This is a genomic window from Bacillus sp. GMs2/2, from assembly GCF_050172095.1.
GTDB classification, from domain to species: Bacteria; Bacillota; Bacilli; order Bacillales; family Bacillaceae_G; genus Bacillus_A; species Bacillus_A cereus.
This window is the reverse complement of the sequence record NZ_JBNLYE010000106.1, coordinates 1-13,589: the sequence shown is the minus strand read 5'-3', so window position 1 is coordinate 13,589 and position 13,589 is coordinate 1. Positions and strand designations below refer to the sequence as shown.

Genomic DNA, 13,589 nt, shown 5'->3' with positions numbered 1-13,589 from the left:
GTCACGGTATAACACTATAAGCTCCCGTCGAGCCAATCTTGCTTCTTTAATCCAAGTACAAAGTAACAATGGATCATTCTTTTGAATCGCCTCTATTTGTTTTTTTTCACAATGCTGCAAGAATTCATCTAGTATTTGTTTTTTCTTTACATCTTTCTTTAAAACTGATAACGTCATAGCGCTTTTCCCCCCTCAAATTCATTCCACATCTTTTGTAAATTCTTTAATTGGTTTATCTAGTGCATAAACAGCAAGTAAGAGCCCACAGATGCCAAACCCAACAATACATAGTGATACAATACTTTCTTCCATCATGGTTATCTTCCCCTTTCAGCTTGCTCTACATCTCAGAAAACTTAATTTGAGAGTTTACTATATTAATTTTCTCACTCAGCACAATAGGTAACGTATACTCTCCAACAATCTTTGTTGCTAATGTTAAATGACCACGTTTAATTGCTTTATGGCTTGTTACTCCAAATTCACGGTACAACTGCTTATAGATATCACGGTAGACCTGCCCCCTAATTCCCGCATGCTGGTACGCATTAGACTGTTTACCACCCAATAGCGCAACGCCATGACGCTTGACTGCATTTGATATTTCATCGCATTCTACAGCGAATAACGGAGCATTTTCTCTTAAGTCTTTGACATCTGATTTGATGTGCTGGAGTTCTTGTTTTTGCCCTTCTAACGCTTCAAAAGTAAGTTTTAGAATGCTCATGGGATCTGTAGGCACTTGTTGCTGTTTTTTGATGTATTCCTTCATACGTTTAAATTCTTGTATAAATCGAATTTTTGTTTGCACTGCTTCTTTCGTGTTGTACCCAAAAACAACTAATGTAAATGCTTCTTCTGTCAAATTGTACTTGGGATACATTCGACCGCGTTCGTTTGTGTAAGTTGACTCTCCAAAATTGGCGAGTGAGAATTCTTGTCCTGCATAATCCATTTGAATGCGAATATCGCGAAGAACTTTGTCATGTTCTTTTCCAAACATCTCAGCTACCAGTAAGCTATCCGTTACTACCTCACCATTACTTTCAAATACCAAGTCGTTTGCTACTGTTAATCCATCCATGTAAAGCCCTCCTAAATTTTAATAATGCTTGTCCATTCCACACCCTATGCACTTGGAATGACTCGTATTGAGTTTGTATGACGATGCACTAAATGTAATTCGCCATCTATCTTCTTAAAGATCAGCCAATTATCAGGATTTAAATTATATGAATTGATATGTATCTTCTCTCTCTTGGTTGGTCTTTTACCGTTTTTCATAAATGCTCCTCCCACCTTTTCATTATTTTTCAAATAGCTCGTCCACTGTTGTTTTGAAGTATTTTGCTAGTTTTTGAGCTTCTTTTAGGGTGAAATCAGTTCTTCTGTTTTCTTTTGAGTGATAAGATCTAGACGATATGTTTATCAGGTTCGCAGCAGCCACTTGTGTAATACGTCGCTCTTTTCTGGCTATGTATAGGTTTTTGTGCATGGTATCGCTCCTTTTGAAAGAAAATTTCGATATTTAAACTCGCAATTAGCTACTTTAAGATAAATTATTTATCATCAAATACCGCAAAATAATCAGGGAAAAGCTCTCTAGCACTCCTATTAAACACTGTTTGATATCTTGCGATTATATAGGGTCTCGGTATATACCCATCTTCTATCTTCCTTATGTACGCTACTGATATACCTAACTTTTCCGCTAATTGTTTTCTTGTCATTTTGCAATTGAGTCTCTCGTTTTTAACTATATTACTCATTGAATCACCTTCTTATCAGTTTAACCCCTTCGGTATCCTCAGTATAAATGATAACTTTTTGAACATCAACACTTTTTATAAATTATTGAACATTTTTTTCTTAAAAGGGTTTAAATTGATAATTTTTTTAACTATAATGAGAATAAGACATTTCGGTTATGAAAGGGGATTATTCCAATGACCTTGGGCAACAAATTAAAACAATTAAGAGGAAAGCGCACTCAAGGTGAAATAGCTAACCAATTAAACATATCCAGGCCAACTTACTCTCATCTGGAAACAAATAGAATTGAGCCAAGTATGTCCTTACTTACAGCAATTGCTGATTTATATTGTGTGACTACAGATTATTTATTGGGAAGATCCGAAGATTCAAGGTTAACTGAAGCCGAAGATAAGATAACTAACAACATGGCTTCACGCTTCGCTGAATTAGTAGCTGATTTACCAGCAAATGAGCAAGAAAATACCTGGAAACAAGCTTTGATGTATGTACAATTCACTAAAAATCAAAAATAATGATGCATTCTCCCACAAAAAAAGCTAACTTCTACTAGTTAGCTTTTTTTGTTTCTACTTTTTCATATGAACCTGAGTTTATTGCCTGTAAAATCTCTTCAACATTCGTCCGCCCATTTTCTAAAAACCATTTTATCATCAATTCTTTAGCCAATTGTTCTTTTTCCATCTCGCATCCCCTTAATTCCATTCCACTCATATTTAGAGTCATAAAAATCTCTCCTTTAAAAATTGTTAAATTATAGGTGACCCATTTTTGGATTATACCCCTTTGAAATGGGTCACCCCTAAAAGCACGAAAAGTCACTACTAAGTAGTGACTTTTTTAAATTCTATTCAACTAGTTCCCGGATCGTTAAACATATATTTTATTTCTATTTGTTTTTGTTGAATTGTTTGATGTTCAAAACTACTTATATTTCCTCCCCACAAACCTATAACCCCACAAACCATTAGCACTGCCACTATCTTCATTTTCATATCAACACAACCCCTTCCCTATTAAGAATCATTTTATACATTCGTCCATAAAAACTCAACCCCATTAATTCAAAATCCAATAGCGCCTGTTTAATACCCTCAATATCACTAATACACATCGAATATGCAATACGCGAAAAAGGAGTATGCCCGGCTTCTTTTAACTTTTCAAAGATGGAAATTGCAAGTTCTCGATCACCAAAGCGATATTCAAATGTAGCTCGCTCAGTTGGGTGAAGTATAGATACATCAATCTTATCAACATTTATATTATTATATATTCGTATGTGAGCTAAAGTAGTTTGGACTGCTAAATATTTTTGAGATTGCTGAGATACTTTAATTTCCTTTAACATTTCTCCTGACTGTACCAAAAGTGCCTCAGCTTTTATTGGATCCTCTATTTGAAAACTTTCTGCCAAACATGAAACCCCAGTCATTCGAATCATCGGAACGTCTATGTCTGAATCTATAATTTTATAAGCTATTTTTCTACACTCTTCCAATTCGATTCTCCACAAGTGCATAAATGCAATACGCTCATCTGCAAATATGCGAAGATAATCTCTTATTCGCCCTTTTTTAATTAGTTTAAGATTTGATTCAACTTCATCAACATATTGAATACTCGCATTATTATTCGGTTTATCTGCTAAAGCCAGCATATATAAAATATTGACCATTACTTGCACATGTGGATTTGCAGAAAAACGTTTACTTCTAATTTCCTCATACAGAGCTTGCCCTCTTAATTCATTATTGTTACGCTTATTGAATAATTTATAAATCGCAAAAAATATTGATAAACTTGAATTCCCCCTATTCTTTTCAATTAATTTGTTCATGGCGTCGTATTCCGCTTGCACCTGGAAATATATCAACCCAATTTCTAAGTGGGACGGTAAAGTACAAGCAAGGAAGTATTTCTTTGTAATCTCTCTTTTTTTCTCAGGGTTATCATATAAAAAGTTCGTCGCTTTAAAAAATGTTTCCACATCCATTTCACTTTCACAACTTATTCCTCTACGGAATGTTTCACGACTCACTTTAAGCTTTATAGCGAATTGCCTTCGAGAAAACCCAGCTGATTCAATTCTTGTCAATAATTCATTCATGACTTTTTCCATAATGTTCCTCCTTCTCCTAAAAACATACAAATTCACCATCCTATTTTCTCAACCTCTAAACTGCACTACGAATGATGAATGTCTGTTAAACTAAGGAGGAACTCGTATGATGCAAGTGTTTGTCCTAAGGTAGCTAGGATGAACGGTGTAAGGGGCTTTGTTGGGGCACCTCTTACACACGCTCTGCGAGTTTTTATGTTTTTTATTTTGTTTTTTACGATTATTCTGTCTATTCAAATGACAGAAACCCATATACTGTATACAGAGCCAATTTTAGCACGGGCTCATATTCTATTCCACCCTAAAAATTATTTCTCAATATAACTTCTGAGAAAAATGTTGAAAATATTTGAATGTAGTTTCACATATTTTATATTCGTAATGAATACTGCTTCATTATTTATTATATTTTGCTAAAACCAATGTAGAAACCAGCCAATTACCGAGGGTTACACCCAACCAATTTTTAAAAAACATTAAAATATTAAAATAAACAAATTTCTAACTTTCTCAATATGTGTCACGACATTATTATGGTAATATGATTTTATCCTTACTAAGGGATCGTCCTGATTGGTTTCCCTAGCCAATCTTTTTCACTATTATTAGTGGGGAGTTTTTAAGTTATATGTTATTAAAATTAAAGTGGTTCAAGTCAAAGTGAGACGCTCAATTTATGTTGAGCGTCTTTTCTTTTGGTAACAAACAAGTTATAATCTACTCAATAAATTGAATTATCAATCTTTACATATACAGGAGGGATTCTTATGGTGATCTACAAAGATAAAGAACGAGGAACATATTTTTTCGTTGTCAGAGTCCGTCAGTTTGATGGTACTCAAAAACAAGTAAAACGTCGTGGATTTAAAACAAAAAAGGAAGCACGTGAAGCGGAAGCGAAGATGTTAGTTGAAAAAGAAACAACTTCAAGCTTAACTTTTGCTCAAGTTGCTGATAGCTATTTCGATTGGTATTGCCAGAGGAGGAAGAAGTCTTCAACCCTAACAATCCAAAATGTTATTTATAATCACTTAATGCCAGAGTTCAAGAAAATAAAAATTGAATATATTACCGCTAAGCATGTAATGATTTATCAAAATAAAATAATTAATAATTATTCTGCAGAGTTTTTAAAGAAAATTCACACCACACTTTCTGCTATATTTAACTTTGCAATAAAATTTCATGGCCTGACTCACAATCCCGCACGTATTGCAGGCAATTTTGAAAAAGAATCAAATAAACGCATGAATTTTTGGGAATTCGCAGAATTCAAACAGTTTATTAATGTTGTGGACGATCCAATGTATAAAGCATTCTTTTCAACACTTTACTACAGCGGGGCTAGAAAGGGCGAACTTTTAGCACTAACTTGGGAAGATATCAATTTCGAAGAAAAAATAATTAATATTAATAAAACAGACTTTAATAGGATAATTACACAGCCAAAAACAAAAGCGTCTAATCGAATTATTATGTTACCGACCCTTGTCATCAGATTATTGAAAAACTTAAGAGAACATGCTACATTAACAGCACCAGTAAAAGATGATTATGTGGTTTTCGGTACATTCTATACTAGTCTTGCTACAAGTACACTACAGCAAAATTTTAAAAAATATATAAACATAGCTCAGGTTAAAAATATTGTGTTGCATGAATTCAGACATTCTCATGCGTCTTATCTAATAAATAAAGGAGTCAGTCCACTTGTAGTAGCACAGCGCCTAGGTCATTCAGATGTGGCAACAACTTTAAACACTTATAGTCACTTATATCCATCAAAACAGGCGGAAGCTGTTGCCTTTATGGAAAACGATTTGGTATAATTGTTTCCAAATCGTTACCGTAAATGCGCAAACCCTTGGTATACCTGAAAGCGCACAAACAAATGAAGTCCATTATCTATAAAACTTTAATTTCCTAAAACTGCAACAAACAGCTACATTACGCAGTTTTTGACTACATCTAAATTTATAAATAGCAACATATTTCTTGGTATTTAAGACCAATTTGTTACCGAGAAAATCAAAATTAGAACTAATAAAAACTAAAAGAGCACAGCGTGTTAATAAAGTGTGCAACCACTTCATTAACCGTCCGCCTAACCACACTAGGCAAACACTTGCTGTAACTCTTATGTACCCCATTTTATCGTACGTAAGGGTTCCTCCGCAACAGTTTGCTTACATTTTGTGGCATTCTGTTGCTTTTTTGTTTTCGGAGGAGACGAGCCCTTATGAAAAAATTGACTGCCTATAATGCAGATATTCAAAAATATATGCAACAAAATCAATTAAGTACTCAAAAGAAAAATGAGATTATTGATGATATTAGAAAACGTATCAATGATACGAATCAAAGTTTTGAAAGTTTATTTCCTACAAAATCCAAACGAAAAGATGTGATGGATCATATTATTTATATGCTTTCAGGAAATGGCATATGCAAAATTTCTGCGGAAACATTAGCTGATAAAGCTAATTGTTCTGTAAGAACTGTAACCGCTACTGTTCGTGCATTAAAACAAACAGGTGAAATCCTGGTCGCTGGATTAGCCGATGGTAAGAATAAATATGTATTTGTATTAAAAACACACCCTAATTTTACAACAATCATGAAAGAGGTATTTTACATAGATGCCGAACTAAGTGCCAATCAGATTGCCGAACAGAAAAATCATGAATCCCTTGAGGCTGTAAGTCTAGAGACCGAAAAAACGAGTTCTAACTATAATAACTCTATTAACTCTTTTAATTCTTTAAAACAAGAAAAAAATAATGAAAGAGTATCTCTAATAGCATCTATTGAAAATGAATTAAAAGAAGCACAAAACGATGTCAAAAAAGAGTTCGAAAGAATCCATGTGTATTATGTGAATGAATACCAAAAAATGATGTACCATACAATCAAAGCTGGAACGTATCACCCTATTTTAAAAACCAACGCATCTATCATCGGGTTACGTGTGGGTAGCAATTGCGATAAAAGTTTATTTCTTCTTGCATTCAATGCATTAGTTAAAATTAATAGGTTCTTAAAAAATGGTGGTACTCTCACAGACAGTGTACAAGCTTTATTTACGAAAATTTATAGTGATAATATTAGATTATCTAAGTTACATAAAAAAGCTAATACAGGCTCTTCTGATGTACATAACAAAAAAACTTCATTTGTTTTTTATAATTGGCTAGAAGATAGTGGCTCAAAAGAGTCATCCACACATACAATAGACAACTCTTTTGCACCAGGTGTATATTATAAAATCTCTAAAGAAGAAGCTGATGCAATGGGGCTATATTAAAGGTATAAGGTTACTACTAAGCCTTAACAACCATTTGATTCATGAAATCATGAATCGATTTCGCTTGAAATATGCGGAAATTTGGAGAGTAGATGTCATACTGGCTATCTGTAATTACCAGAAGAGAAGGGAAGTATTTGGATTTCTTGGGTTGCCATGGTTCTTGTTGCCATTCCAAACTGTGAAAGTAGAATTCATATCGGTTTAATTTCTCTTGCATTACTTTCTTACTGTATACGGAATTTTGTACTTCAATAAAAAACGGGGATTGTCGCCATATTGTGAAGATATCAGGCTCCATATACCCTTTTCCATATTTCGGCTCGACTTTAAACAATTTAGGCTTTTCGTATTGGAGAAGTTGCTTATATACATTCACAATAGCAAGAAAGTGAGGTATCTTTTGACTTGTTTTTCGAATCGGACTCGGTTGTGGAAAGTAGATATATGGTTGCTGTGACACATTTACGTCCACACTCCCATCTCGCCTTAATCGTTTCATAACCGTATTGCAACTGGTCACAGCTTTCTTAAGTCCTTGAAAATGCAAATCGATAATATCATCTCGTGATAGGCATCTAAAGCGGCATAAGTCTTTTATAATCGCTTTATCTCTACTCTTCATGTTCCAACACTCCAAACAAAGGAAGTTCTTGTTTTGACGAATTCTGAAGCCTCATATCTTCTTTGAGTAAACGGTAAGGTTCAACTATTTGCTTTGCTTTATTTAATTCTAAATATGGAGCTTGCACTTTCTTTAATCCATTTAACTTTAGAATCATTTGTCCAGATTGCTCTAAGTGCTCTGATCCAGGTGTACCCATGATATTACTATTAATTGTGTTATCGCATTTAAAACCCATTCTGACTGTCATGTTTAGCTTTAACTTACCGTCTAACACCTTTGCATCTGGTCTTTGCATAGATAGCATGAGGAATACGCCTAGTGCCCGACCAACTGCCGATATTTTTTCTATTGTCGTCATACATTCTTTTTCATCTTGTAGCATCGCTACTTCATCAATAGCTAACAGAATATAGGGTTTCTGTTTATCAGGATTTAATCTGTTGTACTCATCAATATGATCTACTTCATATTCTTCCATGAGTTTTCTGCGTTCCCTGATTTCATTCCAAACCTTATGAAGCATGATTTTCATTTCGATTTCTTCCATGCACACTTCTTTCACATGTTTTACCCTACGCAAGAAATGAAATTCAGAGTTTTTCAAATCGCCCAAGTATAAATGCAATTTATTAGGCGACATGTATTGAATGATTGTGGACAGAACGACACGCACCATGCTACTTTTCCCGCTTCCTGTTTCCCCAGCTATTAGTAAATGCGGTGTATTTGAATCAATCATGTCATACACAATCATATTTCCGAATTGGTCCCGTCCTACGACAACAGGAAGACGATACTGTTTTAGTAATGGCTGCCATTTCTTGTAACTGTAATTGTAAGTTTGTAGTCCAGCATCCGAATGAAATACATTAAGGACAAACTTTTTGATATCACCTTCAATCGCTACATTGCGACCTAATATTTGTTGAAAGCAAAACCATTTCTTTTCAATTGTCTTTGGATCTAATCCGTTGGGGATAGTAAATACATATTTCACGCTTTTGTTTGAAGAAAAAACAGCATTAATTTTAGGGTAAATCGGTATTTTCCCTCCACGTGTGTAATGTTCCATATATAATCCTGCCTTATCAAATACTTCAATGAGTTGATGTTTTAAAGCCTTCCTATGAAGCCATTCTTTTATGATTTCCATATCATCTCTCCCTAGAACATGGTCACAATACGAATGAAAACATACGCAACAAAGCCAATTCCACCAATTCGTATTCCATGATGTAGTCCTTCAGATACAAATTTCGCTGCGGAAATATAATCATTTTGAATTAAATACTTTTCTAACAATACTGCACCAATTGTAAGTCCTCCTAACACCCCTAAAGCTACATAAGTATGTACAAGAGGCTGGGACATATGAAAGAAAGCCATGGGACTAAGCGGCTCCAAACTAAACGCTCTCACTTGTTTTTGTTTCTTATAAGATTGATTCATGAAATCCCGAAAGGGAATGATTTCTTTTTGCTTAAACATGTTGCCTCCTCCTTATAAAAAGAATCCAAAAGCAAAATAGATACATTCTAAAACCATGTGAGAGGTACGCTTTAATAATTCAAAGGTATCAAATGGGACATTGGTTATAAAGGCTACTAGTTCATCTGGTAGCTTTCGTATTTCTAATGCTGTACTGTCCAATGGTTCTTTTACATACCAACTCATCCATCTATATAGAAAATCGGTAGTATCAGACAAACTCATTGCGTTTTGATTTAGTGCATCCCAATGACAAACCATTTCGTTTGCCGAACTTTCGCACCATTTACCAATCTCTTCTGTGTTTCGAAATTGTGGATGTGGAATTTGATTCCATCCTTTCGCCTGATCTTCAGTCAAATAAAACTTAATTTGATTCCCAATTATCTCATATGCATTTTCCGTTATCTTTCCGCTCATTGCCCTCTCCCCTTTATAAACAGAATGTAAATTCCTGATGTATCAGAGGTTTACAAACACATTACCATGGTAGCCCTACTTTGGTAACAACCATGGTAATTACCGTGGTAGAAATGCAAAACTTACCTTGATACATACCAAGATAATTCACCTATCTCTTACCTTGGTAATCTGTAACCCCCTTACCCTGGTAACTACCTTGGTACATCATATCGTGGAGGGCTTGAACAAATTCTCAAAATTTTTTCTACGTTTAAAAATTTGAGAAACTGGTCATTCTGTTGATGAGGTGAGTGGAAATGTTCGGTTTAGGAAAACAACGTAGCAAATTCGGAAAATGGTTAGATAGACAGGGGATTCAACAAATCGAGCTTGAAAAAACATCAAAATTAAGTACAGGTACTATATCTAGGTTGTGTAGTGATACAAAATACAAACCTAAATATTCTACAATAGCTCAAATTGTTAAAGGAATGAAAAAGTTGGGGAAAAATATAGATGAAACAGATTTCTGGGTGTAACACAAAAAATCCGCCTCCAAAAGGAGACGGATTTTTTGGTTAACTATTTCAGTTAAGAACGGTTGAATATATAATGTAATATAACAAGAATTATTAATCAATAGCTGATTCTATTTTGGATAAAGTGTATTTTTTCAAAAGCATATTAAGCGCTTTAGAAGCATATATTAAATTGCTCCTGGCATGATGCCTTTCTATATACAGAAAAAGCAATCCGGCCTCACCACCCTGGATTGCTTTTTCTCATATTTCAGGTTATTGCTGCATACAATGCAATTAACACGTTCCCTTTTTATATAGTAAGCATCCTATGTAATCAGGGCACTCCTTATTCAACAGTGCCCTAATTTTTATTGTTCATATTTATTCCTGCCGTTACATATAATACTATTGACAAACCAAATGAGAGGTATATCTTTATAATGTCAAAAAGGAGCATTCCTCACTCGCCAGAGGAATGCTCCTTTTCCGTTCATTTCAGATAAACATAGGCTTCATTTGTTGTAATATAGTACATTTTACCTTTGCTATTGTGTACTTTATATTGCGTTGATCCATTAACGCTTACTTTTGCATCTATCGCGAAACCAAATCCTGCATCTACAGAACCAGCAACATCTTTATCTTGCCAAGATGGAACGTCATAAAATCGTAAGTTATCAACTTTAGAAACAACGCGCTTACCTACAATAGAGGAATCTACTGTACTTTTCTTACTAAACTTCACATAAGATGGATCATTTTTAATCCATTGCTCCCCGCCAAGATTTAACCAACCATCCTTTTCGCCCCACACAATATAAGCTTCTGGTTTATTCAACTGACGAATCGTAGAATAGCTTGTATCTGGACCTTTACGTAAATTGACGTTATATCCTTCGATATAGGCGATTCCATCCGTTACTGCTGTTGGAACTTCTGCTGGTTTAGATGGCTTCTCAGGAACAGAAACATCCACATTAGAGTTATTGTATGCCCGTTGTACATCAGCCCGAAATTGAGCTTCTGATACACCGTGGCTGCGCAAGTAATCTAATGGGTCTTCATGGTCCGTACCACCGAGATGATGTGTTACATCACTATGCGTCCATAATCCTTTTTCAACTGATAATCCACGGTCACGTAAAATTTTAGCTAGTAACTTCACATATTTGTCATAACTACGTTTAAATCTCTCATAATCCTTGGTTTCGCATAATTCAACATGTACAAAACGTTTATTTGCTCCAGGTCCAGCACCGTAAGCAATGTATTTTATATCGGCAATTTGAATGGTTTCATTCCAGTCTACCGCATAATGCACAAATGCATTTCGCCATGTACGAGTTTCATACTTTTGGATATTGATTGCTGGTGCTTCTGGAGTTGCTGTGGAATGAGCTACAACGCCTTCATATGCACCAACACCATAACGATACGGTTGTTTAGGTAAATCAGGGATAATTAAAATTCTGTCAGCAAAAGCACTTGTTGTAATGGATAACATTAAAATAGCTGCAAAGACTACAGAAGAAATGTGTTTGAATGTCTTTTTCATTTTACATCAGCATCCTTTTTTATAATTTTTGTGTGGTCAAATAATCCACTTGCTGACAGTCCAATGATGATTCCTTGAAATACATTTGATTTGATGTCTCCGCCCAAAAATAAAACGCCTAGCACAATGCCAAGCGTTACATTCAATAACGGAACATATTTTGTTTGTAATCCAATTGTTTTTGCGATTTGCGAAAGACCAACTACAATACCAATCATTACAGCTAAATTAACCATTACATGCCACCCCCCTTCAATAAGAGAGTGAGCACAGCTCCTATAATGCCTCCAACAATGAGACGTAAAATCCAAGTTGTATTAGCGCTGATTTTATCTAGTTGCTTATTGATGTTTATAATGTCTTTTTCATTACCCGTCGTTCGATTTTCTAAGCTTTTGATTTCTAAACGAATATCTTTGATGTCTTGCTTTATCTCTTGCACATCGTTCCTTACATCCTGTAATCCTTCCACTTTGACCACCTCATTTCAAAGTAAAAAGAGAGACATCTATTTGTCCCTCTTTTCTTTTAAAAGCCCTATTTTATACAAAATAAAAAAGCCTGCTTATGCACGCTTAATCTGTAATATTTAAATTAAAAAGCTCATTGCAATATGAAAAGTACTTCCACTTTGAACACCATTCACGAAAATCCCCCCATCTTTTTTTACTGTAACTTCACAAAAGTTTGTATTCACTCCTCCAGTTATCATAATAGTTGGAACCGCAATGTCTTGAACAGGTCTACATCCAACTGGAAGTGTAGCAAATACTGTTGCGTTTTGTGCATTTCGAATAGAACCAATCACATTAACCTGTTCCCCACTTCTCTTGTACTTCAAAATTCTATCAGTAACATTCTCTACCCCAGTTGTAGGAAGGTTAATCCATCCTGTATCATTATCAGCGGTTGCTATCTTTTTACCTTTCAAGGTTGCTGATCCATCAGGACGAACTATTAACCCACTTTGTGAATCCCAAGGATTCGTACCGAACCCCATGTACAGATATTCTTCACCGTTGTTAGCACCTTTGAAACGTCCAATTCCACCACGATTGCCACTTCCATCTGTGTCTTTATCTGCGTAGTGTAACCCACGAGCAGAAGCACCTGTTGCTGAATCAGATTGAGTCATCAACATTTGAGCTATGGAACTAAACCTAAAAGTCCCTGTCATTACATCTCCTGTTTTTTTTAGAAGATTATCAGCATAAACATTGAATACGCCAGTAGGTGATTTATCAAGCATCACTTTATTATTTTTCCAGTCTTTTAAATAGAATTGACCATCCGAGACTCCTACAAGACCCACATCTAATAACTTATCCTCGCTATTGAATCCAACTCCGATATTGGAACCGGGCGTCGGTCTCATGGTTAGATAACCTGTCATCATCCCGCCTGATCGCTTTACAACATCCATTTTATCAATCGCTTGCTGCAAAGCATCTATCTGTTTCTTGAGCTTATCGAACTCTGAAATATAGTTTTCTATTTTAATATTTCCTTCTTTTACATCTCGTCTTAATGTAATCCGAATGTCTGGTGTACTCATTCGTTCTGTACTTTTTTCCATAACAAAATAAGCTGTCCAATCATCCGATGTGGAAACAGCTTGCGAGGACAATGTGTATGAAAATACGCCATTCTTTGCATCAACTATTTGGGCATCATCCCGAACGAACAGTCCGACTTGATTTATCGCTTCATACTTTACTGCATACCCTGTTAAATCAACAAGTTGCCCCTTTTCTCTTACGTTTACAGTAATCTTTAATCCATTTTTATCATTTTGT

19 protein-coding genes are annotated in these 13,589 nt (G+C 35.1%); 4 read left to right on the top strand and 15 right to left on the bottom strand.

Annotated features, from left to right (window positions below):
• Positions 1 to 340: 340 nt before the first annotated feature.
• From ACQGS6_RS14875 to ACQGS6_RS14860, 4 genes are all read right to left on the bottom strand, one after another.
• Positions 341 to 1,084 carry an ORF6C domain-containing protein gene (locus ACQGS6_RS14875; RefSeq protein ID WP_426965267.1) on the bottom strand — a complete coding sequence of 248 codons (744 nt, stop codon included), beginning with the start codon at positions 1,082 to 1,084 and terminating at the stop codon, positions 341 to 343.
• 44 nt (positions 1,085 to 1,128) lie between these two features.
• On the bottom strand, positions 1,129 to 1,284 hold the full coding sequence (locus ACQGS6_RS14870) for a DUF6906 family protein (protein ID WP_000788397.1): 156 nt from the start codon (positions 1,282 to 1,284) through the stop codon (positions 1,129 to 1,131).
• A gap of 22 nt (positions 1,285 to 1,306) precedes the next feature.
• On the bottom strand, positions 1,307 to 1,495 hold the full coding sequence (locus tag ACQGS6_RS14865) for a helix-turn-helix transcriptional regulator (RefSeq protein WP_000549470.1): 189 nt from the start codon (positions 1,493 to 1,495) through the stop codon (positions 1,307 to 1,309).
• A gap of 64 nt (positions 1,496 to 1,559) precedes the next feature.
• Positions 1,560 to 1,769: a helix-turn-helix transcriptional regulator gene (locus tag ACQGS6_RS14860; protein WP_033692792.1), complete on the bottom strand. Its 210-nt coding sequence runs from the start codon at positions 1,767 to 1,769 to the stop codon at positions 1,560 to 1,562.
• Positions 1,770 to 1,946: 177 nt separating this feature from the next.
• Here ACQGS6_RS14860 and ACQGS6_RS14855 point away from each other — a divergent pair, with 177 nt between their 5' ends.
• Positions 1,947 to 2,288 carry a helix-turn-helix domain-containing protein gene (locus ACQGS6_RS14855; protein WP_426965265.1) on the top strand — a complete coding sequence of 114 codons (342 nt, stop codon included), beginning with the start codon at positions 1,947 to 1,949 and terminating at the stop codon, positions 2,286 to 2,288.
• A gap of 34 nt (positions 2,289 to 2,322) precedes the next feature.
• Here the strand turns inward: ACQGS6_RS14855 and ACQGS6_RS14850 are convergent, their stop codons facing one another.
• From ACQGS6_RS14850 to ACQGS6_RS14840, 3 genes are all read right to left on the bottom strand, one after another.
• A complete protein-coding gene (locus tag ACQGS6_RS14850; protein WP_426965264.1) occupies positions 2,323 to 2,457 on the bottom strand; it encodes a hypothetical protein in 135 nt (44 codons plus the stop codon).
• A 167-nt stretch (positions 2,458 to 2,624) separates the two neighbouring features.
• Positions 2,625 to 2,768: a hypothetical protein gene (locus ACQGS6_RS14845; protein WP_426965263.1), complete on the bottom strand. Its 144-nt coding sequence runs from the start codon at positions 2,766 to 2,768 to the stop codon at positions 2,625 to 2,627.
• A complete protein-coding gene (locus tag ACQGS6_RS14840) occupies positions 2,765 to 3,895 on the bottom strand; it encodes an AimR family lysis-lysogeny pheromone receptor (RefSeq protein ID WP_426965262.1) in 1,131 nt (376 codons plus the stop codon). Before ACQGS6_RS14840 ends, ACQGS6_RS14845 begins: the two co-directional genes overlap by 4 nt.
• 767 nt (positions 3,896 to 4,662) lie before the next feature.
• On the opposite strand from ACQGS6_RS14840, the gene ACQGS6_RS14835 reads away from it, so the two are divergent.
• Together ACQGS6_RS14835 and ACQGS6_RS14830 are read left to right on the top strand one after the other, a co-directional pair.
• Complete coding sequence (locus tag ACQGS6_RS14835) at positions 4,663 to 5,724, top strand: tyrosine-type recombinase/integrase (protein WP_426965261.1); 1,062 nt, start codon at positions 4,663 to 4,665, stop codon at positions 5,722 to 5,724.
• A 410-nt stretch (positions 5,725 to 6,134) separates the two neighbouring features.
• Entirely contained in the window at positions 6,135 to 7,199 is a 1,065-nt protein-coding gene (locus ACQGS6_RS14830; RefSeq protein WP_426965260.1) for a cytosolic protein, read from the top strand.
• 16 nt (positions 7,200 to 7,215) lie between these two features.
• On the opposite strand, the gene ACQGS6_RS14825 is transcribed toward ACQGS6_RS14830, so the two are convergent.
• From ACQGS6_RS14825 to ACQGS6_RS14810, 4 genes are read right to left on the bottom strand one after another with little or no spacing between them, the layout of a single operon-like run.
• Complete coding sequence (locus ACQGS6_RS14825) at positions 7,216 to 7,824, bottom strand: replication-relaxation family protein (protein ID WP_426965259.1); 609 nt, start codon at positions 7,822 to 7,824, stop codon at positions 7,216 to 7,218.
• Entirely contained in the window at positions 7,814 to 8,980 is a 1,167-nt protein-coding gene (locus ACQGS6_RS14820) for an FtsK/SpoIIIE domain-containing protein (RefSeq protein WP_426965258.1), read from the bottom strand. Before ACQGS6_RS14820 ends, ACQGS6_RS14825 begins: the two co-directional genes overlap by 11 nt.
• 11 nt (positions 8,981 to 8,991) lie before the next feature.
• Positions 8,992 to 9,315, bottom strand: a complete 324-nt coding sequence (locus ACQGS6_RS14815; RefSeq protein ID WP_426965257.1) for a hypothetical protein — start codon at positions 9,313 to 9,315, stop codon at positions 8,992 to 8,994.
• A gap of 12 nt (positions 9,316 to 9,327) precedes the next feature.
• On the bottom strand, positions 9,328 to 9,735 hold the full coding sequence (locus ACQGS6_RS14810) for a hypothetical protein (RefSeq protein WP_426965256.1): 408 nt from the start codon (positions 9,733 to 9,735) through the stop codon (positions 9,328 to 9,330).
• 299 nt (positions 9,736 to 10,034) lie between these two features.
• Between ACQGS6_RS14810 and ACQGS6_RS14805 the strand changes: the two genes are divergently transcribed.
• Positions 10,035 to 10,256: a transcriptional regulator gene (locus ACQGS6_RS14805; RefSeq protein ID WP_426965255.1), complete on the top strand. Its 222-nt coding sequence runs from the start codon at positions 10,035 to 10,037 to the stop codon at positions 10,254 to 10,256.
• A gap of 472 nt (positions 10,257 to 10,728) precedes the next feature.
• Here the strand turns inward: ACQGS6_RS14805 and ACQGS6_RS14800 are convergent, their stop codons facing one another.
• The 4 genes from ACQGS6_RS14800 to ACQGS6_RS14785 form a co-directional block, all read right to left on the bottom strand.
• The gene (locus ACQGS6_RS14800; RefSeq protein WP_426965254.1) at positions 10,729 to 11,793 is read right to left on the bottom strand and encodes an N-acetylmuramoyl-L-alanine amidase; all 1,065 of its coding nucleotides are present in this window, start codon (positions 11,791 to 11,793) and stop codon (positions 10,729 to 10,731) included.
• The gene (locus ACQGS6_RS14795; RefSeq protein WP_426965253.1) at positions 11,790 to 12,029 is read right to left on the bottom strand and encodes a holin; all 240 of its coding nucleotides are present in this window, start codon (positions 12,027 to 12,029) and stop codon (positions 11,790 to 11,792) included. The genes ACQGS6_RS14800 and ACQGS6_RS14795 overlap by 4 nt, the downstream gene beginning before the upstream one ends.
• Positions 12,029 to 12,265: a hemolysin XhlA family protein gene (locus ACQGS6_RS14790; RefSeq protein ID WP_086392891.1), complete on the bottom strand. Its 237-nt coding sequence runs from the start codon at positions 12,263 to 12,265 to the stop codon at positions 12,029 to 12,031. Before ACQGS6_RS14790 ends, ACQGS6_RS14795 begins: the two co-directional genes overlap by 1 nt.
• A gap of 117 nt (positions 12,266 to 12,382) precedes the next feature.
• The coding region (locus ACQGS6_RS14785; RefSeq protein ID WP_426965252.1) for a BppU family phage baseplate upper protein at positions 12,383 to 13,589 on the bottom strand (1,207 nt) is incomplete at its 5' end.

Bases quoted from the DNA above. Each gene is read 5' to 3' on its own strand.
- ACQGS6_RS14815 (WP_426965257.1), bottom strand. From the start codon at position 9,315: ATGTTTAAGCAAAAAGAAATCATTCCCTTTCGGGATTTCATGAATCAA.
- ACQGS6_RS14800 (WP_426965254.1), bottom strand. From the start codon at position 11,793: ATGAAAAAGACATTCAAACACATTTCTTCTGTAGTCTTTGCAGCTATT.
- ACQGS6_RS14870 (WP_000788397.1), bottom strand. From the start codon at position 1,284: ATGAAAAACGGTAAAAGACCAACCAAGAGAGAGAAGATACATATCAAT.
- ACQGS6_RS14810 (WP_426965256.1), bottom strand. From the start codon at position 9,735: ATGAGCGGAAAGATAACGGAAAATGCATATGAGATAATTGGGAATCAA.
- ACQGS6_RS14845 (WP_426965263.1), bottom strand. From the start codon at position 2,768: ATGAAAATGAAGATAGTGGCAGTGCTAATGGTTTGTGGGGTTATAGGT.
- ACQGS6_RS14805 (WP_426965255.1), top strand. From the start codon at position 10,035: ATGTTCGGTTTAGGAAAACAACGTAGCAAATTCGGAAAATGGTTAGAT.
- ACQGS6_RS14835 (WP_426965261.1), top strand. From the start codon at position 4,663: ATGGTGATCTACAAAGATAAAGAACGAGGAACATATTTTTTCGTTGTC.
- ACQGS6_RS14825 (WP_426965259.1), bottom strand. From the start codon at position 7,824: ATGAAGAGTAGAGATAAAGCGATTATAAAAGACTTATGCCGCTTTAGA.
- ACQGS6_RS14860 (WP_033692792.1), bottom strand. From the start codon at position 1,769: ATGAGTAATATAGTTAAAAACGAGAGACTCAATTGCAAAATGACAAGA.
- ACQGS6_RS14855 (WP_426965265.1), top strand. From the start codon at position 1,947: ATGACCTTGGGCAACAAATTAAAACAATTAAGAGGAAAGCGCACTCAA.
- ACQGS6_RS14840 (WP_426965262.1), bottom strand. From the start codon at position 3,895: ATGGAAAAAGTCATGAATGAATTATTGACAAGAATTGAATCAGCTGGG.
- ACQGS6_RS14830 (WP_426965260.1), top strand. From the start codon at position 6,135: ATGAAAAAATTGACTGCCTATAATGCAGATATTCAAAAATATATGCAA.
- ACQGS6_RS14865 (WP_000549470.1), bottom strand. From the start codon at position 1,495: ATGCACAAAAACCTATACATAGCCAGAAAAGAGCGACGTATTACACAA.
- ACQGS6_RS14820 (WP_426965258.1), bottom strand. From the start codon at position 8,980: ATGGAAATCATAAAAGAATGGCTTCATAGGAAGGCTTTAAAACATCAA.
- ACQGS6_RS14795 (WP_426965253.1), bottom strand. From the start codon at position 12,029: ATGGTTAATTTAGCTGTAATGATTGGTATTGTAGTTGGTCTTTCGCAA.
- ACQGS6_RS14850 (WP_426965264.1), bottom strand. From the start codon at position 2,457: ATGGAAAAAGAACAATTGGCTAAAGAATTGATGATAAAATGGTTTTTA.
- ACQGS6_RS14875 (WP_426965267.1), bottom strand. From the start codon at position 1,084: ATGGATGGATTAACAGTAGCAAACGACTTGGTATTTGAAAGTAATGGT.